Annotated in this window: 21 protein-coding genes; 13 read left to right on the top strand and 8 right to left on the bottom strand. The window is 68.0% G+C overall.

The annotated features are described in order from the left end of the window. Positions 1-333: 333 nt before the first annotated feature. Positions 334-849 carry a very short patch repair endonuclease gene (locus tag BM085_RS22505; protein WP_093888910.1) on the bottom strand — a complete coding sequence of 172 codons (516 nt, stop codon included), beginning with the start codon at positions 847-849 and terminating at the stop codon, positions 334-336. A gap of 82 nt (positions 850-931) precedes the next feature. On the opposite strand from BM085_RS22505, the gene BM085_RS22510 reads away from it, so the two are divergent. After that, positions 932-2206, top strand: a complete 1275-nt coding sequence (locus tag BM085_RS22510) for a DNA cytosine methyltransferase (RefSeq protein ID WP_245789556.1) — start codon at positions 932-934, stop codon at positions 2204-2206. Positions 2207-2263: 57 nt separating this feature from the next. Here the strand turns inward: BM085_RS22510 and BM085_RS22515 are convergent, their stop codons facing one another. Together BM085_RS22515 and BM085_RS22520 are read right to left on the bottom strand one after the other, a co-directional pair. Next, on the bottom strand, positions 2264-4078 hold the full coding sequence (locus BM085_RS22515; protein ID WP_143121023.1) for an alpha/beta hydrolase family protein: 1815 nt from the start codon (positions 4076-4078) through the stop codon (positions 2264-2266). Then, positions 4066-5280 carry a helix-turn-helix domain-containing protein gene (locus tag BM085_RS22520; RefSeq protein WP_177245220.1) on the bottom strand — a complete coding sequence of 405 codons (1215 nt, stop codon included), beginning with the start codon at positions 5278-5280 and terminating at the stop codon, positions 4066-4068. The genes BM085_RS22515 and BM085_RS22520 overlap by 13 nt, the downstream gene beginning before the upstream one ends. 71 nt (positions 5281-5351) lie before the next feature. On the opposite strand from BM085_RS22520, the gene BM085_RS22525 reads away from it, so the two are divergent. The 4 genes from BM085_RS22525 (at position 5352) to BM085_RS22540 (ending at position 7872) form a co-directional block, all read left to right on the top strand. Beyond that, positions 5352-5717 (top strand): hypothetical protein, encoded by a 366-nt coding sequence (locus BM085_RS22525; RefSeq protein WP_143121024.1) that lies wholly within the window; start codon positions 5352-5354, stop codon positions 5715-5717. Between the two features lie 207 nt (positions 5718-5924). Further along, positions 5925-6263, top strand: a complete 339-nt coding sequence (locus BM085_RS22530) for a response regulator (RefSeq protein ID WP_093888914.1) — start codon at positions 5925-5927, stop codon at positions 6261-6263. 25 nt (positions 6264-6288) lie between these two features. Next, positions 6289-6537, top strand: a complete 249-nt coding sequence (locus tag BM085_RS22535) for a hypothetical protein (RefSeq protein ID WP_143121025.1) — start codon at positions 6289-6291, stop codon at positions 6535-6537. A gap of 756 nt (positions 6538-7293) precedes the next feature. Next, positions 7294-7872, top strand: a complete 579-nt coding sequence (locus BM085_RS22540) for an ATP-binding protein (protein WP_245789558.1) — start codon at positions 7294-7296, stop codon at positions 7870-7872. Positions 7873-7950: 78 nt separating this feature from the next. Here the strand turns inward: BM085_RS22540 and BM085_RS22545 are convergent, their stop codons facing one another. The 3 genes from BM085_RS22545 to BM085_RS22555 form a co-directional block, all read right to left on the bottom strand. Then, entirely contained in the window at positions 7951-8736 is a 786-nt protein-coding gene (locus tag BM085_RS22545) for a neutral zinc metallopeptidase (RefSeq protein ID WP_093888917.1), read from the bottom strand. A gap of 744 nt (positions 8737-9480) precedes the next feature. After that, complete coding sequence (locus BM085_RS22550; protein WP_093888918.1) at positions 9481-9720, bottom strand: hypothetical protein; 240 nt, start codon at positions 9718-9720, stop codon at positions 9481-9483. Between the two features lie 132 nt (positions 9721-9852). Next, on the bottom strand, positions 9853-10587 hold the full coding sequence (locus BM085_RS22555; protein WP_093888919.1) for a L,D-transpeptidase: 735 nt from the start codon (positions 10585-10587) through the stop codon (positions 9853-9855). A gap of 96 nt (positions 10588-10683) precedes the next feature. Between BM085_RS22555 and BM085_RS22560 the strand changes: the two genes are divergently transcribed. The 3 genes from BM085_RS22560 to BM085_RS22570 all read left to right on the top strand — a co-directional run bounded on the left by BM085_RS22560 (position 10684) and on the right by BM085_RS22570 (position 14080). After that, positions 10684-11400, top strand: a complete 717-nt coding sequence (locus BM085_RS22560) for a response regulator transcription factor (RefSeq protein WP_093888920.1) — start codon at positions 10684-10686, stop codon at positions 11398-11400. Beyond that, positions 11397-13178 (top strand): sensor histidine kinase, encoded by a 1782-nt coding sequence (locus tag BM085_RS22565; protein WP_093888921.1) that lies wholly within the window; start codon positions 11397-11399, stop codon positions 13176-13178. The genes BM085_RS22560 and BM085_RS22565 overlap by 4 nt, the downstream gene beginning before the upstream one ends. A 98-nt stretch (positions 13179-13276) precedes the next feature. Next, positions 13277-14080 (top strand): SAM-dependent methyltransferase, encoded by an 804-nt coding sequence (locus tag BM085_RS22570; protein WP_093888922.1) that lies wholly within the window; start codon positions 13277-13279, stop codon positions 14078-14080. Between the two features lie 228 nt (positions 14081-14308). On the opposite strand, the gene BM085_RS22575 is transcribed toward BM085_RS22570, so the two are convergent. Then, positions 14309-14770, bottom strand: a complete 462-nt coding sequence (locus tag BM085_RS22575) for a hypothetical protein (RefSeq protein ID WP_143121027.1) — start codon at positions 14768-14770, stop codon at positions 14309-14311. Between the two features lie 322 nt (positions 14771-15092). Here BM085_RS22575 and BM085_RS22580 point away from each other — a divergent pair, with 322 nt between their 5' ends. After that, on the top strand, positions 15093-15737 hold the full coding sequence (locus tag BM085_RS22580) for a TetR/AcrR family transcriptional regulator (protein ID WP_093888924.1): 645 nt from the start codon (positions 15093-15095) through the stop codon (positions 15735-15737). 44 nt (positions 15738-15781) lie between these two features. Here the strand turns inward: BM085_RS22580 and BM085_RS22585 are convergent, their stop codons facing one another. Next, positions 15782-16381, bottom strand: coding sequence for a hypothetical protein (locus BM085_RS22585; protein ID WP_245789560.1), 600 nt, complete (start codon positions 16379-16381; stop codon positions 15782-15784). Positions 16382-16638: 257 nt separating this feature from the next. Between BM085_RS22585 and BM085_RS22590 the strand changes: the two genes are divergently transcribed. The 4 genes from BM085_RS22590 (at position 16639) to BM085_RS22605 (ending at position 19516) form a co-directional block, all read left to right on the top strand. Next, complete coding sequence (locus BM085_RS22590) at positions 16639-17259, top strand: pentapeptide repeat-containing protein (protein ID WP_093888925.1); 621 nt, start codon at positions 16639-16641, stop codon at positions 17257-17259. Between the two features lie 150 nt (positions 17260-17409). Then, positions 17410-17949 carry a DUF4262 domain-containing protein gene (locus BM085_RS22595; RefSeq protein ID WP_086577518.1) on the top strand — a complete coding sequence of 180 codons (540 nt, stop codon included), beginning with the start codon at positions 17410-17412 and terminating at the stop codon, positions 17947-17949. Between the two features lie 102 nt (positions 17950-18051). Beyond that, complete coding sequence (locus BM085_RS22600; protein WP_093888926.1) at positions 18052-18336, top strand: hypothetical protein; 285 nt, start codon at positions 18052-18054, stop codon at positions 18334-18336. 115 nt (positions 18337-18451) lie between these two features. Further along, on the top strand, positions 18452-19516 hold the full coding sequence (locus tag BM085_RS22605; protein ID WP_093888927.1) for a cobalamin-independent methionine synthase II family protein: 1065 nt from the start codon (positions 18452-18454) through the stop codon (positions 19514-19516). Positions 19517-19540: the final 24 nt, after the last annotated feature.

Consider the following 19540-nt stretch of genomic DNA (forward strand, 5'->3'; position numbering starts at 1 on the left):
AGGTTTTTACCGCGTAGTTTCGCAAACTGCTTGACGAGGGGGTTAAAATCTTGCCCCCGACGAACAGCCCAAGCCTGTTTCGCTCACGCTGCGTGCAGCCCTGCTGACTCAATACTCTCGATGTGACTCATCCATGCCTCATACTCGCGCTGCGACTGTTGCCTGTCAGCGCCAGGAAGATCACTTGATGTTGCCTTACAAGTCCGCCAAGTTACGCCCCTAGGGGTACAACGGGTAACGTCTGCAACATGAAGACCGTATATGGGCATGTCAATGCACTTGAGATCAGCTTGCCTAGTGACCTGCAAGCAGCAGCTACCCTCCTATGCCATGTCACTCTAGGTAATGTCGGCTCAATCCGCTAGATTCGCTGACATGTTCGGAAGAGCCAGGCCGCACTGCCGCCACCACCGCGTCGATCGCAGACGTGAGCGGTTCGTGCTCCCACAGCCGAACCACCTGCCATCCAGCAGCCTCAAGGGCAGCGTTGACGGTGCGATCACGCTCCATGTTCCTGCGCAGCTTTGGCGTCCAATACCACTCGTTCACCGTTGGCCGTCGGCCGTGTTCGGGACAGACGTGCCAGAAGCAACCGTCGACGAACACCGCGACCTTCTTCGCAGTGAAGACGATGTCAGGCCGAACCTTGACCCCCTCCAGGTCGAGCCTGAGATCCTTCCGGTACCGGTAGCCCAGGCGGTGCAGGGCACTGCGCAGCACCACCTCCGGCTTGGTATTCGTCCTCCGGTTCGCCTGCATGTTCCGCGAACGCCCCTCGTTGAGCGGCGCGGGGTAGAGGCCCTTGGCATGGGCCTCCTTTCGGACTTGATCCCTACTTCTCTTCGTCATGTCCTCACCAGTTGCTGCTTTATCCGGGAAGATACAGCTAGCAACCCGGTCATGCCGAACACCGCACATGAAAGGATCTACCGTGAGCGAGCGGCAGCTACGCGTCATTGAGATTTGCGCTGGCGCGGGCGGCCAAGCATTAGGTCTCGAGAAGGCTGGGTTTGAGCACGAGCTGGCCATCGAGTTGGATCCCAACGCGGTCAAGACGCTCCAGGCTAACCGGCCGGAATGGAAGGTCGAGCAAGGCGACGTCGCAGATCCCAGCATCTGGAATCCAGCAGACTACGCCCCCAGCGACGAGCATCCCGACCGTGAGCCGATCGACTTGCTGGCCGGAGGTGTGCCGTGTCCCCCGTTTACGATTGCGGGTAAGCAGCTCGGCGCGAACGACGAACGTGATCTCTTCGCATGGGCGGTAGAGCAAGTTGGCGTTTTGAAGCCCCGTGCGGTCATGTTAGAAAACGTCCGCGGACTGAGCATGCACCGCTTCGCGGCCTACCGTCAGCATGTTCTCAACGAACTCCACGGATTTGGATATATCGCTGAATGGAAGCTTCTGCAGGCATCACATTTCGGGGTGCCTCAGTTGCGCCCTCGCTTTGTACTTGTCGCGCTCCGAGAAGAAGACGCTCCCTACTTTCACTGGCCCGAGCCTATCGGCACCCCTCCCACAGTCGGCAAAACACTGCGCGACCTCATGGCTTCCGACGGCTGGGAAGGCGCTGACGCCTGGGCTGATCAGGCGAACAGCATTGCACCCACCATCGTGGGCGGGTCCAAGAAGCACGGAGGGGCTGACCTCGGCCCGACACGAGCAAAAAAGGCTTGGGCATTAATGGGTGTTGACGCTCTTGGCGTCGCTAATAGCGCCCCCCCTAAAGGGAGCAAGTTCGCTGTCGGTCCGAAGCTGACATGCGAGATGGTCGCCCTACTCCAAGGCTGGAAACCAGAGGACGAGTGGGAGTTCAAGGGTGGAAAAACTTCTGTATATCGCCAAATTGGTAATGCTTTCCCACCACCGGTCGCCGAAGCCCTTGGCGGCGCCATCAAGGCTGCGCTCTTGCACGAGACCGAGCCTCTTCAACGCACCAAGTCGGTCCACGATCCCGTGTACCAGGCACTTCGGGACAGCGATACCCCTCTTACGCTTAACCAGATCGTCAAAGCAACTGGGCTTGAAATACGCGTTGAGGATGTTGAACGCCGACTCAAGCACCTTGAGCTGGACTTCGAAATTGAAATGATAGAGACTGCTCGCAGCCGTAAATACAAGCTCGGAGAGTTTAGGGCGTTCCGCGGCCAAGAGGGCCATATCCGCCACCAGTTGTTCCCTAAAAACCTTTCGAAGATCAGTTAGGAATAGGCGGAATTAGCCCCCGGTAAGGATCGTCCGGCCGATTTTCCGCACCTCAGCTCAGCGGCCACCACCGAGTGGGGCTGAGCGGAGGTGCTCCAATTCCTTGGAGAGAACGTGCTCCACATCGGAGCGGCATCGCAGGGTGTGACCCACTCCAGGAATAACGATCAGTTGTGAGCTGCCATCGAGTCGCTGCACAAAGGATCGAGCCTGATCTATTCGGGTCACGCGATCTTCTTCTCCATGGATCAAAAGCAGTGGGCATCGAATTTCGGCGGCGGGTTCGTCTATGGCACGACGATGACCTCCGCTGAGTAACTGTGTGTGATGAGCTTGGAACTTTGGTGCGGCTCTGCTCCAGCTCTCGAGGCCGACCACGGTGGATCTGGCGATCCCTGTGACGAATACATCGGTCGTCGCCAGAGCGCGCAGAACGGTGTATCCGCCAGCGCTCGCTCCCCAAATCGTCATTCGCGCGAGATCTGCAAGGCCGATGGACGCCAGATAAAGCGCCGCGTCAGCGCAATCCGTGGCGTCAACCATCCCCCATCGATAACGGAGCCCTAGACGGTATACGCGTCCGTACCCCGTACTGCCCCGGTAGTCGATATCGGCGACAGCGAAACCTCTGCTCGCGAAGTACTGCGCATGTAGGTCCAACCGAAGAGGCCAATTCGCCGTCGGTCCCGGATGAGCCCGTACGAGCAACGGTGGTGGCAGGTCGCTCTTGCTCATAGGCGGGTAATAAAGGCCGTACGCTTCGTGTCCGTCCCGGGTAGGAAAGACGAAGCGGTCGGGTTGAGCGAGCGATGCCGGGTCGATCCCGAGGTCGTTTGTAGTGAGCTCTTGGATGGGGCCGTCCAGCTGGGACAGCACCACCGTGGGCAGCTTGGTGGGACTGGAGCCAATGAAGGTGAGCTTCTGGCCTGCCAGGGCCAGATAGGGCTTGATCGAGGTGTAGGACAGGACCTCCGGCTCCAGTGAGCCGTCAGGATGTCTCGTCACGAGATGGTGCTCTGGGCCCTGCTGAATGACCGCCACGATCTGAGCGTTCTGGAACGCGTAAGTACGGTAACCGAACTCCCACGGAGCAGCCGCGACCTCGAACTCCCCCGTGATCACCGGGTCGAGGCGATCGTCGCGCCAGGCGTACAGGTTCCACCAGCCCGAGCGGTCCGACACGAGGTGCAGCACACTGTCCGGACTCCACTGCGGCTGGCACACCGACTCATCTTCACCACCTGCGACAAGCTGAAGGTCCGTGAGAGTTCCGTCAGAGCGGATGTCGGCCACCCAGAGCCAGGAACCGTCCCACGGCATGAGCGGTGCGTTCCATGACACCCAGGCCAGCCGCTTCCCATCGGGACTGGGCTCCGGGGACATGTAGAAGTCGTCGCCGAAGACGACCACCTTCGGCTCGGCCGACCTGTCGACCGGCAGGATGACGAGTTCGTTGTGGACTGACCCGTCGGCTTCGTGTCGCTCGCGGACACAGATCAACTTGTCGATACCCGGTAGGAGGCGGAGATCGGCATAGCGCAAAGCCCCAGGTGAGGCGGGAGCAGGCGTCACCGGTACAGGAGGCCGGCCGTCGCTCACGCGATAGATCCGCTGATCGTCGGCGTTGCAGAACCAGAGGTCCCGCTCGGTGGCCAGGTAGGCGCCTCCGCCGTACTCGTGCACATAGGAGGCGACGTGGAGGCCCTCCGGCAGCACGTCCTGAGTGCCGTCGGAGGCGGTCCAGCGCACGAGCACGTCCCCGGCCGGTCGCCCCTCGATCCAGTAGACGGTCTCGCCGACCGTCTGGAGGGCGTCGTAGGAGACGGTGGCGCGGGCGACGAGTTCAGCCGGGATAGGGCTCACTCTTGCCATGTTCGGACGAAATCATCCAATTCGCGAACCGCCGGCTGCTCTGCCATGCGATCGCGGAGTTGCCGCACCCGGGACATGCCCGAGGAGGATCCCCGCTGGGCGAACACGGTGATCGCTTCCCGTGTCAGCCGTACGGCTTCGGCTGTTTCGCCTTCTCCGAGGCGTGCCTGCGCCAGGTCCACGCTGAGCTCCGCCCGGCGGCGTACGCATGTGGCGGGGACGCCGCTGAGGGCGTGTTCGAAGGAGCGGGCCGCCTGGGCGTATCGGCCGAGCTCCAGCAGGCAGTTGCCCTCGTAGCCCAGAAGGCGCTCATGGTCGAAGTCGTACATCCACTCGTCGCGTTCGTCGCCGGCCTCTTCCAGGGCTCCATGTGCCTGGCCGAGCTGGGACAGAGCGGTACGGCTGTCGCCCGCGTGGGCGCAGGCGGCGGCGTTCACCGCGTGGAGCCAGGACCTCGTCACGCGGGTGACCGAGCGGCCCGCCATGTCGAGAGCCGCCGATGCGTGGCGTACGGCTTCACCGGCCTGACCGGCCGCGTCGGCGGTGACCGCCTGGTAGGCGCTGATGTAGGACCGCAGCCCTCTGTCCTCGCCTTCGACCAGGGCGTCCATGGCTATGCCGTATCGGCGGCCCATCTTGAAGTGGTCACCGAGGTCAAACCAGATCCATGCCGAGAATCCGGCGGCCTCCCCAGCCGCGGAGACGATGCGTCGCCGTAGCCGGTCCGGTGCGGGGGTCTCCAGGAGAGAGAGCAGCAGCCCGAGATGGCCGTCGACCGGGACGAGCATCTGGGTCGACGTCAGTTCGTGGTAGAGACGGCGCTGGTACATCGTGATCATCTCGATGTCGTCCACCACCGCGGAGGTCACCCCTGAAGCGCGTTTGCCGCATGCGCTGAGCCGTCCCCAGTCGACATCGGCACCCGGGGCTTCCGTGCCGGACCTGCGGGCGGCCTCGCTGCTGTGGCGGAGGTGTGCCTGTTCCCGGATGACGCCGGGGAGCATACGGTTCAGCGCTCCGCCGGCGCCGAGTGCGGTGTCGCACGCGACGATCACCGACTCCGAGGGGGCGACGGAGCCTCGTTCCACGGCACCGAGGTGCTGCCAGGAGTATCCGGTCAGCTCACCGAGCTCCATCAACGTCAGCGCGCGTCCTTTGCGCAGCTCACGCACCTTGGCCCCCAGGGCAGCGAGCAGTGACATGCCGGGATCGAGGGCCTTGGCCGGTCGCCCACGACCTCTCTTCCGCTCCGTGGTCATGCGATCACCTCGCGTTGTTTTTGCTGTTCGTTGCGAGCAAATCAGGCCATGAGGTCTCCTGTCAGCACCTTGAGCACGCCGGATCGCGAGAGATGGACACCATGAGTGCCAACGCCGTACATGCCCTCGATCAACTGGAGAGACTCGCCGCGCGACTGGACCGGCGGAGCTTCACCGTCCGGCCGCACCTGGAGGAAGGTCGCCCTACCTCGTTGACCGTGGTCAAAAAGGCCGCGCCACCGCTGACCGAGAGCGTGCTTACCGCGCCGAACACCGGCGGAAAGCTCCGGTTCCCTGGGCCGTTCCTGATCACACCGATCACCGACGTCGAAACCGCCGCCGACCGGATCGAACGCGTTCTCGCGGAGATCGGCCGGTAGTCCCTGAACCGGCGCGACGGCACGCCCCGTGTACGGCCCCAGTCCGGGTCTGCGGGCCTTCCCACCGTGCCGTCGCGCCACCTACAAGAACACCTTCGGTCGTGTGCCGCCGCCATCGAGGCACTTGATGATCTCTATGACGCCGCCTGAGCGGACGTAAGCGGCGTCATCCGATCTCCCCTGGAATCGATCTCATCTGGAGAAGACATGCCGGGCGAACCTCCATCCCCGATCCCGACAGACCCCTGCCAGACCGCAGAGTTCCTGCGTAAGGCTCTGGAAGAGCAGGGGATCGCCTCCGACGTTCACGACGGTTACGGGCTGGCGCTGGTGTCGGTCTGGGTGGGCCTGGTGGTGTGGTGTGACGGGGAGCGGGTCTGGTGGCGGACCGGGTGGGACGCCCGGCGGGGGCGGTCCGTCTATGCCTGGCATCCGGCGAACGATCCTGTCCGCGCCGCCCGGCGGGTCGTGTTCCGCTATGCGGAGCTCCGCGAAACGCATCGACTGCCCGAACCGCCGGCGGGGGCACGCGGTGATCCCGCCTGACAGGTGCCTGAGTCCGCATGTGGCGATGGTCCAGCGAGAGCACACGCGACTGGAGTGGCGGTCCCCGCACCAGGCGCTGGAGCGGGCGCGGCCGGTCGCGTGGACCTGCTTCTGCCGCGCCACCGTCTACGAACTACTGGAAGGCGCCGGGCGGGCGTTCCTCCGTCGAACCGTCCAGCTCGACGGCGGCCATCAGGTGCACGAGACCGCCCCCTGCTCGATCAACGAGGCTTGGGCGATCTGGACGGCACTGCTGACCGGGAGGACCCGATAGACCGGCGTGGCGGCGTGGGATCTGGAGGGACGGCGCCGCCACGCCTCACCATACGAACCCCGCGATACCGCTACCAGGCCGAAGAACTGCAAAAAACGGCCCTGCCAGGCGAATCCCGTCGGCTGGCAGGGCCTTGATCGCATACCGGAGGTGCGACCCGTGCCCAACCTTAGTAGAGCCGGACGGATCATTCGGGTCCGTTGGCATGCCGGACAGCCGCCGTCGCCACTTGGTTGCCGGTGGTGCGGCCATCCGCCCTACGCCCACGACGCGGCCAGCCTGCCGCACCGCCGCGACCATCTGTGGGACCAGCCCACGCCCGCCCAGGTCCGCACCCGCATGGCGGCGCGGCGGCGGCTCGGTCTGTGTGGCCGACCGCTCCCGGCCGTGCCGGACATCGTGACGGTACGGCCGCCAAAGCCTCACCACCCCACGGTTTCTCCTGGAAGCCGGGGACACCGCTTGCGGCCGGCCGCGACGGCCGCCGTGCCGTACGGGCGCGAAGCGCCGCCGGGCGTCAGCCCTCCATCCGGCAGGCGCGAGCCGTACTGGAAAGGCGAGCTGCACCGAAAGGACGAGCCGTACCCAAAGGGGGCGGTGACATGAGTCTGTTCCACCTCGATGCCGATCGGTGGGGTGCCCTTGGCGTACGGCGGGCACACCCCATCTCCAGAACGGGCCGCGAGACGGCCGTTCCAGAGATGGGGCGATCAAGCGGTGTCAGCACCGATATCGCAGTGGAGAGGAGAGACAACGATGGCGGCGCGACTTCTGGCCATGCTTGCCGGCGTGTTCACTGATCGGTCCCGGACGACGGCCCACGACACTACGGGCCTCGCGCACCAGGGGCCGCTCCTGGGCCACGCGCCCACCGCCCCTCTCGTGATCTCCCGGCGGTTCGGAGCCACTCCCCATCAGGTCAGGCCCGCGCGGAACTTCGTCGCCGGGATACTCGGGGACGGCCATCCGCTCCGCGACGACGCCGTGCTCCTCACCAGCGAGCTCGCCACCAACGCCGTCGAGCACTCTTCCGGGCCGTTCGACGGCCCGCAGGAGTTTCTCGTCACGGTGGCCTTCGTCGTCCACGGCGTGCTGATCACCGTGCAGGACCCCGGTTCCTCACAGATCCCCTGCCCGAGGGACTCCGGGCCGGACGCCACAGGTGGCCGTGGTCTCGCCCTCGTCAACAGCCTCGCCACCCGATGGGGATTCCACCGCGACTCCGTCGGAACCGTCATCTGGTTCGAGCTCGGCTCACCCGCCGAAAGGCTCCCCGCCGAAAGGGGCTCCGCTGAGGAACATGACACCGGGAGGCTCCCCCGACGAGACCGCTGAACCGGCGGGGAGGCGCGAGCGTGGAGGGCGGCGCCACGCGGTCAGGCGACGCGCGCGGAGGGCAGAGCCGCCGCGCGGTCAGGCGACGCGTGCGGAGGACGCCTTCCAGGTGTTGCAGGAACCGGGGTCGCCGCTCTTGAAGCCGCGGTCGAGCCAGTAGACGATGTTCTTGCCCTTGGCGAAGTAGCGGTCCTTCTTGGACCTGTGGTCGCCATTCGACTTCACGAGGTCCAACAACGCGGGCCAGCCTTCACTGCCCTCTCCTGCGGTCTTCCAGACGCTCCCCAGGAAGACCCCCGACAGGCAGCTCCCCTGAAGCATCCAACGCCGCTCCCGCTCGAAGTTCTCGGCCTTGTTCTTGTACGGCAATGCGCTGAAGCCGCGTGCGATGCCTGTGGTGTGCTGCAGATGGGCGCCGTAGAGCGCGGTGATGTACGTGAAGTGATAGATCTCGCGTGTCCGCAGGTAGTACTCATCGTTCACCAGCACCGCCGCCGTCTTCGTTCCGGCGCAGTAAGTGGACAGGAAGCCCTCCTTCCATTTTTTACCGCAGAACGGCGCCGGTTCGGTGAGGACGACGAGCTTGGCGGGCGCGAAGGGCAGCTTGGCGTGCTTGAAATGCGCCGACCAGGAAGTGTTCAGGCAGCGCCACAGCGCGGTGATCGTGCGCTTCGCGGCTGGGGCACTCTCAATGCTGAGCGCACCGTCGGGGCATTCCGAGGATTTGATCTTTCCACTGCGGTAGAGGCTGTTGTCGGTCAGAGCGGGCACGCTCTGGATGGGGGAGGTGAGAGCGTCGGCCGTGCCGGGGAGGAGTAGGGCGGCGATTAGGGCCACGGCCGGCAGCGCGAGGGGTTTGAGCACAAAAGGGCACGGTAGAGCAGGACGTTGTCAATGATCAAGGTTCTGAGCATCGCACCGGCCGTACTTCGACGCGGGAGACCTCGGTGCTCCGCCACGGCGGTGACGGCACGGCTCCCGGGTCGCTCCAGCGCAGCGGAACCCGCTGTGCCACCGGCGCTTCAACCGCCGCCGTCCCCTCCTCCGCCAGGAGGAGCCGGCTCGTAGGAGAGACGTGGCGGCACCGGCTCCGCGGGGACGGCGCCGCCACGCTTGGGCAGGAGAGGCCATGACACCTCCTGACCTGCGGGGAGACTACTCCGCAGCCGCGGGTCGTCGTACTGGGATGGTCAGATCCGGTCTGGCCCTCGCTGCGGGAAATCGGCGAACGTCGACTCACCGGTGGCGAGCTCGGTGCGGGCTTCGCGAAGGTGGCGGACACAATTTCGTGCGGCGAGCAATCCGGAGTGACGACGGCTCCGAAGTACAGGAGACCGGCCGGTGGCCGGTCAATGAGGCTCGGGCGATCCAGACGGTGCCGCTGTCCGGACCGACCCGGTGGACGGGCGTGGCGGCGTGAACTTGGAGGGGTGGCGTCGCCACGTCTGGACTGTACGGCCGGCGCCTGCCCGGCAGCCGTACCCGCCCTGGCCTGCTCGAACTGTACGGCTGGCACCCGACCGGCGGCCATACCCGCCCTGGCCTGCTCGATCAGCACGGCGGGGGCGCCCGCCGGTCGCGGGCGCCCTCGGCGTCTTCTGCTGCTGCTCAGCCGGTGTAGCGGGGCAGCCTCACCGAGGGGTCACCGGGCTTCTTGACGGCCGGAGCCGGCTCCTCGCGGACCTTGGCCGGGACGGGCCGGGGGGCGGCGGACTTGGCGGGTTCGGCCGTGGGCCGGCTGACGCCCTTCTCCGTAGGAGCCGGCTCGTCGGCCATCGCCGTGCCGACCAGGCCGGCGCCGAGGGCCAGGGCGACGACGCCGCCGACGAGTGCGAGCTTGAGACGCATGTGTCTCACCTTTCGTTGTTGTCAGTTGAGTTGTTCTCGGTGACGAGCCGTACTCGGCCGAGCCGTACTCGGTTGGGTCCTACTCGGTTGGGTCGTACTCGGTGACGAGCCGTACTCCGTGCCGGAAGGGCGTCAGCCCTTCAGGACGACCGGGGTGCCGATCGCCAGGTTCTCGGCCATCCAGGTGATGTCGGCGTTGCCGACCCGCACGCAGCCGTGGCTGACTTGCGTGCCGAGGGCCGCCGCGTCGTCGGTCCCGTGGATGGCGAGCTGCCCCGGGCCTCCCGCGAAGCTCTTCAGCGTCGGGGAGAACCCGCTCAGCCCGAAGGCGTAGGCACCGTACGGCCCGTGCGGGTCCGGCGGGCGTACCAGCTCGGTGAAGAAGTAGCGGCCGGGAGGGGTGGGCGTGCCGTCCCGGCCTGTCGCCACCTTTCCCGTGCGCAGGACGCGGGCCCCGTCGTAGACCGTGAACCTGAACCGCGCGGGGTCGACCTCCGCCCGATGCGTGGTCCTGGCCAGCGTGACGTCGCCCGCCCTGATCCAGCCCGTGCTGCCGTTGGGCCTGATCGGCAGCAGGACCCGCAGCCACTCGCCGTCGCGGCGCTCCACGAGGAAGACCCGCTCGGCGCCGTAGTCGTTGGGGCTCGCGAGCTCGCGCCAGGGTGAGCTCGCCCCCTTGCGCTGGTAGACGGCGATCCGTGGTCCCCGTACGGTCGCCACCTCCACGCCGGCCCCTGTCCCGGCCTGGCCGGTGGCGGTGGAGGCGGCGGCGCGCGGAGGGGCCGGCTGGGTGCCGGACGCCGCGCAGCCGGTCAGCGTGGCCACGGTGACGAGTGCCGCCGTTGCGAGATAGCCGTTGAACTTCATGCGACTGAACTTCACGCGACGCAGACTGGCGGAGGAATGTGAAGGTCCTGTTTGGTCGCTGTCAATGACCTGTCTTGGTCACATAACCTCGTCCCGATGTGCGCATATGTGCTGGTTGCAGAGGATGACGTGAAGCAGGCGGAGCTGGTCCGCCGCTATCTGGAGCGGGAAGGCCACTCGGTGCTCGTCGTGCATGACGGGCGGGCCGCGATCGACGAGGCCCGTGGGCGCGAGCCCGACCTCGTGGTGCTCGACGTGATGATGCCGAAGGCCGACGGCCTCGACGTCTGCCGTGTCATCCGCGCGGAGTCGGACGTTCCCGTGCTCATGCTGACCGCCCGCGCCACGGAGGACGACCTGCTTGTCGGCCTCGACCTGGGGGCCGACGACTACGTCACCAAGCCCTACAGCCCCCGGGAGCTGATGGCCAGGGTCCGCACGCTGCTGCGGCGGGCGCGGCATTCCAGGGACCCCGAGGAGACGCGGCGTCCCGGGGCCCCCGAGGAGACGCTGAAGGTCGGCGATCTCCTGGTCGACCCCGCGCGCCACCTGGTCAGCGTCGCCGGCGGCCCGGTGGACTGCACGCCCGCCGAGTTCCGGATCCTGGAGACGCTCGCCGCCCAGCCCGAGCGGGTCTTCACCCGCGCGCAGCTCCTGGAGGAGGTCCACGGGTTCGACCGTTTCATCACCAGGCGCACGGTCGACGTGCACATGCTGAACCTGCGGAAGAAGATCGAGCCCGATCCGCGCAGGCCGACCCGGATCCTGACCGTCTACGGCGTCGGCTACAAGCTGACCGACGGTTCGGGATGAGCCTCTGGCGCCACAGCCTGCTCACGCGACTGCTCGCGAGCTCCGTCCTGGTGGCCGTCTGCTCGATCTCGGCGACCGCCTGGCTGACCAGCCAGGGCACCTCGGGCGCGATCCGCGAGGAGCAGGACCAGACCCTGGTCACCGACACCCGCATCAACGACACCCTGCTCGGCTACGGCGCGACCCACGCGAGCTGGGACGGCGTCGGTCAGACGGTCCGTGACCTGGCCGGGAAGACGGGCCGCCGCATCGCGCTCACCACCGAGAACGGCGAGCCGATCGCCGACTCCAGCGGCACCCCGCTGCCCGCCAAGCCGTCGGTGGTCGTCGATCCGCTGCGGGTGGACGTGACCTTGGTGCCGGGGGCGGCCAAGGACCGCATCGACCCCCGGGCGGTCGGGCCGTTCAAGCTCACCGCCGCGGAACGGTCCCGGCTGCGGAAGGCCGCCAACCTGGGGGTGATCTGCGCGCGCCGCAGCGGACAGGAGGCCGGCGTCGTCCTCTCCCCTTCCGGGCGTCCCTCTGTCGAGATCCCCAGCAAGAACGCCTCCGCGTCCATCGCGTGCGCCTCGAAGACGCTGAACACCCCCACCGCGACCGAGCGCAAGGCGCTGCGCCGACTCAACCACCTGGTCAACCGGTGTCTGGTGGACCAGGGCAAGTACGAGGTCACACTCGCCCTCGACCTGTCCTGGACGCTCTTCGGGCCGCGCCCCGCCGCCGTCCCGCGCGTCCTCGACCCGCAGCCCGTCTCCGCCTGCCTGGCGGGTGCCAGGCGCGAGCAGCTCAGGGCGTATGTCGCGCCCGCGGCCCTGCTCTATCTCGGCTCCTCGGCGCAGGCGCCCTCCGCCGAGCTGCCCTCGGCCGGGGTGGCGCGCATCGCGGGCACCGCGCTGGTCGTGCTGCTGTTCGCGGTCGCGGTGAGCGTCGTGGTCGCCACCCGGCTGGTCCGGCCGGTGCGGGCGCTGACCGAGGCGGCCCAGCGGATGGGGCAGGGCGACAGCTCCGCCCGCGTCGCGGTGACGGCCACGGGTGAGGTGGGCGAGCTGTCGGAGGCGTTCAACAGGATGTCGGAGCATCTGGAGCGGATGGAGGCGCAGCGCAAGGCCATGGTCAGCGACGTCTCCCACGAGCTCCGTACTCCGCTGAGCAACCTGCGCGGCTGGATGGAGGCCGCCCAGGACGGCGTCGCGGAGCTGGACCCCGAGCTGATCGCCTCGCTGGTGGAGGAGATCCTGCTGCTCCAGCACATCGTCGACGACCTGCAGGAGCTGGCTCTCGCGGACGCGGGCAAGCTGCGGCTGCATCCCGAGCCGGTGAACGTGGCCGACCTGCTCGACCAGATCGCCACGGCGCATCGCGGCCGCGCCGACTCCGCCGGCCTCACCCTGACGGCCCACACCGCCGGCGACCCCGGACTCCTCGCCGACCGGGTACGGCTGCGCCAGGCCGTGGGGAACCTGGTGAGCAACGCCGTGCACTACACGCCGCCGGGCGGGCGGATCGCGCTGCGCGGCCGTCTCGCGGACGGGCACGTCCTGATCGAGGTGGCCGACACCGGCGTCGGCATCGCTCCCGAGCACCTTCCCCATGTCTTCGACCGGTTCTGGCGGGAGGAGAAGTCACGGAACCGGCGGACCGGCGGCAGCGGGCTCGGGCTCGCCATCGTCCGGAATCTGGCCGAGGCCCACCAGGGGACCGTGAGCGTCGTGAGCACCCCGGGCGAGGGCGCCGTCTTCACGCTGCGGCTGCCGGTCGAACCGGATCTGCCGACATAAGCAGAGTAAGCAGATCTTGATCCGGCATTACCCGCACAAGACCGCGAAAGTCTCTCTAAGATCAATTAACGACGAATACCGAAGAATCGGGGAGAAGCGTGGACAGTCAGGCCGCGCCGGACGGGGTGGACCCGAACGTGCCCAATGTCGCCCGGATGTACGACTACTACCTGGACGGCAAGGACAACTTCGCCGCCGACCGGGCCGCGGCCGAACAGATCCTGAAACTCTTCCCGGAGACCCGGGACTCCGCGCGGGAGAACAGGGCGTTTCTCTCGCGTGCCGTACGCCACCTGGTCGAGTCGGGCGTCCGGCAGATCGTGGACCTGGGGTCCGGGCTGCCCACGCAGGGCAACACGCATGAGGTCGCGCACGGGGTCGCACCCGACACCCGTGTGATCTACGTGGACTACGACCCCGTCGTGTGCGCGCACGGCCGGGCGCTCCTGGCGGACGGCGAGAACATCACCATCGTCCAGGCCGACGCGCGTGACCCGGAGAAGCTGCTGGTCGCGCTGCGCGAGCACGTCGACTTCGACCGGCCCGTGGCGTTCCTGATGCTGGCCATCCTGCACTTCATCCCGGACGAGAGCTCCGACGGCGCGGGCGCCTACGAGATCGTCCAGCGGCTGTGCGAGGCGAGCACGCCGGGCAGTTACCTCGTGCTCAGCCACGCCATCGACGCCAAGCCGGACACCACGCCGGAGGCCCTGGAGATCTACAACCGCGCCACCGCGGCGCTGAGCCTGCGCACGCACGCGGAGATCACCCGCTTCTTCGACGGTTACGAGCTGGTCGAACCCGGCCTGGTGTTCCCCAAGGACTGGCGCCCCGACGACCAGCCGCTGATCGGCGCGGAGAGCACCTCGATCGGCTACTCCGGGGTGGGCCGCAAGCCGTAGTGCCGCGTTCCCCGCAGGAACGGGTGGGCGGAGTGATTCCGGCGGGAGCGGGAGCCGGAGTCACCCCGCTCCGTGGACGGGCGCGGGCGTCGAGCCGGGCGGCACCCCCGCACCGGCGGACCCGCACCCGCGCCGCCCGGGGAGCCCGTGTACGCCGTCCCGGGATGCCCGTCCCCCCGCGCCGTCCGGAGAGCCCGCGCCGTCCGGGGAGCCCGTGTCAGCGCGTCGTCAGGGCAGGACCAGCTCGATGACCTTGACGGCCATCGGGCCCGCCGGGTCGTAGACGACCTTCACCGGCATCCTGTCCTTGCGGAGCCGGTTGTACAGGTCGATGGGGTCGCACACCTTGGTGCCCAGGGCGTTCTTGTCCGCGGTGTCGTACGGGTACCCGGCCGTCGCCCTGCCGCACTTCTTGTTGACCTGGCGGAAGATCAGCCCCTCGGTGTAGTCGATCCGGATGGGGCGGCCGTTCTTCCTGCTCAGCTCCCATGCGATGCCGGGGCCGTCGCCGACCGTGGTCCGGGTGGCCCGGTACGGCGTGACGATCATCGCCGAGTCGCCGGACTTCTTCGCCCAGCCGTACACGGTCTTGAGCGGCGCCTGGCGCTCGGCGGCGGCCATCGCGGGCGCGGCGAACGAGGACAGCAGGGCGGCGACGGCGCACACCGCGGCCAGGGATGATCTGTTCACGTCTTCTCCGATCATGGGATGGCGACCATCGTGACACCTCACGGTCCGCACTCAAAGGGCGCGAGTGTCGTGATTCATCCCATACCTCAGCAGCGCAACATTCGCGCGGAATGACGTGTCATACATGGTTCGGCAATGCGGGGCGTGGGCCAGCTGGGGAGGCATCACCGGCCGCTGCCCGCCTCTTCCGTCGTGTTCTCCGCTCGGCATGAACGGCACCCGAATTTGTGCGCTTGCACGATGCGTATGCGCAACTCGTGTGCGCAAGACGCTCGTGCTAAAACCGGGTGTCGCGGCAGGCGGGCGAAGTAACATCCCCGGTATGGGAAATCGTGAGGATCTGCTCGCCGGCGCCAGGCGCTGCCTGGAGGAGAAGGGGTGGGCGCGGACGACCGTCCGCGACATCTCGGCCGCCTCCGGAGGGGTCAGCATGGCGGCCATCGGCTACCACTTCGGTTCCCGAGAGGCACTGCTGAACGCTGCGCTCATCCAGGCGATCGACGAATGGGGCACCGAGACCGGGCGCACACTGGCCGCCTACGGTGACCCCGACTCCACTGCGGCGGAGCAGTACGAGGCCATGTGGTCGCAGATGATCGAGTCGTTCACCGCGCACCGGAAGCTCTGGCTCGCCAGCGTCGAGGCGCTCCTGCAGGCCGAGCACTCCCCCGAGCTGCGGGAGTATCTGGCCGGCTCCCAGCAGGAAGGACGCCGCGGGCTGGCGGCGACGCTGCGGGGCGTCCCGGAGGACGAGCTCCAGGACTCCACCGTGCGCACCCTCGGCTCGGTGCAGATGGCGCTGCTCTCCGGCGTGATGGTGCAGTGGCTGACCGACCCCGAGTGGTCGCCGTCCGGGCCCGAGGTGCTGGAGGGCCTGCGGGCCATCGTGGCGGGCATCGGTCCGGCCGGGGGGAGGGCTCCCGATGAATCCGGGACCACTGGTGTCCCGGATTCGCCAGGGGTGTAGCCGCTTTCACCGGGAGCGTAGCCGTACCGTCACGGTCGGTGCGGTCAGCGGGCGCCGGGGACGGCGATCTCCCGCTCCTTGAAGTCGTAGCCGTTTTTGGCGGCGTGCTGCCGCAGGGCGTCGAAGGCGTTCTTGCCGGCGGCGAGGTCGGCCTCGGTGGCCGTGCCGTTCCTCAGTTTGCCGGTGAGTTCGGAGAAGCTGTCGCTGACCGCCTGGACGCCCTTGCACAGCGTCGGGTTGGCCGCGGCGAAGCGCTTGGCGACCTTCAACTCGTGGAGGGCGAAGGCGCCGGCCACGGCCGCCTTCACGAAAGTGCGCTTGCGCTTCTCCGCTCCGGCTTTGAAGCCGCCGCTCCGCAGCGGCTTGTAGATGTAGCGGTAGAACGCCCCCAGCGCGAGGCCCGCGTGCAGCGCGAAGCGCGTCTTGGCGAACCGCTTGGTGTTGCCCGTGGCCGGGCATTCCTCGCTGCTCTCCGGGACGGCGCCCGCCGCCGGTGGGTCGCTCGCAGCCCCGGGATGCGTGGGCGCCGCGGCCGGGGGCGTCGCCGGAGCGGCCTGCCTGGCATCCCCGCAGCCGCCGATCAGCGCTACCGCCAGCATGACCGCCACCGGGACGGCGGCGAACCGAGCTCTCCGTGCAGACATCTCTTCCCCCATGCGACTTTCATGGCGCCACGATCTACCCCCTCCCCGTTCCCTCCGTAGTCGCGTCGACACACTTCGCGACGGCTGGAGGTCCGGCGCGGCGACGGTGACGCGGACGCCCGGCCGGGGGCGTCACCGGTGACCGGGAGTACTACCGTGACAGGGCCGGACTACCGCGACAGTGCCGGCTCGCCGCCCCGGACGGACGGGGACGCGAGGCGGCGACTTCCATTCCGGCACGGAAGGCATGATGAGCCATGGCTGAGCGCAAGTACGGCGAGCCTGCGCCCGAGACCCACACGACCATCCGGTCGGCGGACTGGGACAGCGAGGACCTGTCCGGCCAGAACCACGAACGGGTCGCCTTCGTCAATGTGGACATGACCGAGGCGTCGAGCCGGGGCGCGGTCTTCCACGAGTGCACCTTCAGCGGGGTCCGGTTCAACGCGTCGGTGCACTCCGACACCGCGTTCACGAACTGCGTCTTCAAGCGGTGCACGTTCTTCGACGCCGCCTTCACCGGCTGCAAGTTCGTCGGCAGCGTGTTCGACGGCTGCAGCTTCGACCTTCTCAAGGTCGAGGGCGGCGACTGGTCGTTCGTCGGGCTTCCGGGGGCCGACCTGCACAGCGCTTCCTTCCGGGACGTGCGGATGCGCGAGGCCGACCTCACCGGTGCGCGCGGCGCGGGGGTCACCCTACGGGGGGTCGACCTGTCGGGCGCCTCGCTGGACAGGGCCGACCTCTCCCGCGGCGACCTGCGCGGGAGCGACCTGTCCTCCCTGGACCCCCGCGCCGTCAAGCTGAAGGACGCGGTGATCGACATCCCGCAGGCCGTAGTGATCGCCACCCTCCTGGGCCTGCAGGTGCGCTCCGACTGAGCCGGCCGGGGCGCCGCGCCTTCCGACGGCGACCGGCGTCACCCGGCAACCGGCAACCAACGACCGGCGACCGGCGTGCCGGACCCGTCACCGCACCGGGAGGGCGGGCCCGGCGGTCTGCCTCACACCCGTGCCACTACGCTCGATACCATGTTCGACCAGCCTGTATGCCACTGTCTCCTGTGCGTCGAGCGCGACGTGGAGCTCGACGAGGCCGACCTCAGCACGATGCGGCACGTCCGGGAACGCGGCTGGGGAATCATCATGATCCCGGAGGATGAGGACGGGCCGGGGTGGGCGTTCACCGTCGGCCTGTGGCACACGTTCCGCTCGCCCGAGGCGGCGATGTTCGGGCTCCGGGTCGAGGTGATGAAGAACTGCCTGAACACCCTGGCCGACGGGATCGCCGCCGGTCGCCATCTCGTCGCCGACCAGGCACGGGACGACGTCATCAGGAACTACTCCGTCGTCACGAAGACCGTGGACACGAGCTGGTACCGATCGCTGTTCGGCATGGCCCTGCACTTCTACCAGGAGCCTCCGCTGCCCTTCATGGAGGTCGTCTGGCCCGACGCCGGCGGCCGGTATCCCTGGGAACCCGGAGCTGCGCCGAGGCTGCGTGAGCTCCAGCCGTCGCTGTGGATCCCCAAGGACGACCACGCCCCGGGCCCCTGGACGAAACTGCCGTGAAGAACGTCCGGGCCACCCCCGGCCGGGGAGCCCGCCCTCGCGCCGGAGCGTGCCGGAGGATACTGTCGGCACCGGGTTTGCCGATGATCCGGAAGAGGAACCATGGCGGCGGAGTTCGAGCTCGGCGACTACATCCTGGTGCAGGACGGCAGGACTTTCGAGATCTTCCACCGGTCGTCGTCGGAGAGCATCCGATACCACGTGGCGTTTCTCGGGGTGGACGTGGAGCCGCGCGGTGACGAGTTCAGGGTCCGCCTCGGCGCCAGGCACGGCGACGACCAGATCCTCGGCGGGGTACGGCTGAGCATGGACCCGGAGCGGTTCGCGCGTTTCCGCGAGTTCATGGCTCTGGCGATCGCGGCTCGCGACCGCACCGGCACCCCGTAGACCGGGCCGTTCAACCCGCCCGCCACCGGGTCCGCCTCCGCGAAACCTGATCCCGGGGAGCGTTCCATATCCGTAAGTGATTGATAAGACACAGATCGTTATCTACGATCCCGGCATGGGCATCCCTACCGAACCGATCGGCAGCATCCCCCGTCCCCCCGCGCTGCTGGCCGCGCTGACCGACCACGCCGCAGGCCGGATCAGTGACGCCGAGCTGGCCGCGCGGCAGGCCGAAGCCGTCGCCGACACCATCACGCGACTGGAGCAGCTCGGCTGCCCGGTCCTCGTCGACGGCGAGCAGTCCAAACCCAGCTTCGTCACCTATCCGATCGCCGGGCTGGACGGCCTCAGTCCAGACGGGGCGGTCATCCCGTTCGCCGACGGGCACACCCGGCAGTTGCCGCACCTGACCTCCGGCCCGTTCCGCTACCGCGTCCACGCCGCGGAGTATCTGCGGGAGGCCCGGCGCCACACCCGCCTGCCGGTCAAGCAGGCGGTCATCGCCCCGTCGGCGCTGAGCCTGCTCTATCCGGCCGCCGGCATCGCCGGTTACCCCCGCAAGGTCTTCCTGGACGATCTGATCGCCGAGGCCGAGGCCGACATCCGCGGCTGCCTGGACGCGGGCGCGCACGCCGTACAGCTGGACTTCACCGAGGGACGGCTGTCGCTCAAGCTCGATCCCAGCGGCGGGCTGCTGGAAGACTTCATCGCCCTCAACAACCAGGTGCTGGAGCGCTTCAGCACGGCCGAGCGGGCCCGGATCGGCGTGCACACCTGCCCCGGCGGCGACCAGGACTCCACCCACAGCGCCGACGTCGACTACGGCGGCCTGCTGCCCCGGCTCCTCCGGCTGCAGGCCGGCAACTTCTACGTCCAGCTGGCCGGCGAGCCCGACCCGGCCCGGGTGCTGGACGTCATCGGCGCCCACCTGCGTCCCGGGACCAGGGTCTTCATCGGGGTGACCGATCCGATCGACCCCGAGGTGGAGACCCCCGAGCAGGTGCGTGACCGAGTGCTGCGGGCGGCCCGCCACATCCCGGTCGAGCGGCTGGGCACCTGTGACGACTGCGGGTTCTCCCCGTTCGCCGACGACACCTCCACCTCCCGCGAGGTCGCCTTCGCCAAGATCGCCGCCCGGATACGGGGGACCGCGCTCGCCGCCGAGGCCCTGGGCGTCTGACCCGTCGGCCCCTACCGCCCCTGT

The organism is Streptosporangium canum, assembly GCF_900113865.1.
Classification (GTDB): domain Bacteria; phylum Actinomycetota; class Actinomycetes; order Streptosporangiales; family Streptosporangiaceae; genus Streptosporangium; species Streptosporangium canum.

Coding starts and splice junctions, on each gene's coding strand:
- BM085_RS22565 (WP_093888921.1), top strand. CDS start 11,397: ATGAGCCTCTGGCGCCACAGCCTGCTCACGCGACTGCTCGCGAGCTCC.
- BM085_RS22520 (WP_177245220.1), bottom strand. CDS start 5,280: ATGTCACTGCTCGCTGCCCTGGGGGCCAAGGTGCGTGAGCTGCGCAAA.
- BM085_RS22595 (WP_086577518.1), top strand. CDS start 17,410: ATGTTCGACCAGCCTGTATGCCACTGTCTCCTGTGCGTCGAGCGCGAC.
- BM085_RS22530 (WP_093888914.1), top strand. CDS start 5,925: ATGCCGGGCGAACCTCCATCCCCGATCCCGACAGACCCCTGCCAGACC.
- BM085_RS22580 (WP_093888924.1), top strand. CDS start 15,093: ATGGGAAATCGTGAGGATCTGCTCGCCGGCGCCAGGCGCTGCCTGGAG.
- BM085_RS22515 (WP_143121023.1), bottom strand. CDS start 4,078: ATGGCAAGAGTGAGCCCTATCCCGGCTGAACTCGTCGCCCGCGCCACC.
- BM085_RS22585 (WP_245789560.1), bottom strand. CDS start 16,381: ATGTCTGCACGGAGAGCTCGGTTCGCCGCCGTCCCGGTGGCGGTCATG.
- BM085_RS22560 (WP_093888920.1), top strand. CDS start 10,684: ATGTGCGCATATGTGCTGGTTGCAGAGGATGACGTGAAGCAGGCGGAG.
- BM085_RS22535 (WP_143121025.1), top strand. CDS start 6,289: ATGGTCCAGCGAGAGCACACGCGACTGGAGTGGCGGTCCCCGCACCAG.
- BM085_RS22600 (WP_093888926.1), top strand. CDS start 18,052: ATGGCGGCGGAGTTCGAGCTCGGCGACTACATCCTGGTGCAGGACGGC.
- BM085_RS22550 (WP_093888918.1), bottom strand. CDS start 9,720: ATGCGTCTCAAGCTCGCACTCGTCGGCGGCGTCGTCGCCCTGGCCCTC.
- BM085_RS22590 (WP_093888925.1), top strand. CDS start 16,639: ATGGCTGAGCGCAAGTACGGCGAGCCTGCGCCCGAGACCCACACGACC.
- BM085_RS22605 (WP_093888927.1), top strand. CDS start 18,452: ATGGGCATCCCTACCGAACCGATCGGCAGCATCCCCCGTCCCCCCGCG.
- BM085_RS22505 (WP_093888910.1), bottom strand. CDS start 849: ATGACGAAGAGAAGTAGGGATCAAGTCCGAAAGGAGGCCCATGCCAAG.
- BM085_RS22555 (WP_093888919.1), bottom strand. CDS start 10,587: ATGAAGTTCAACGGCTATCTCGCAACGGCGGCACTCGTCACCGTGGCC.
- BM085_RS22540 (WP_245789558.1), top strand. CDS start 7,294: ATGGCGGCGCGACTTCTGGCCATGCTTGCCGGCGTGTTCACTGATCGG.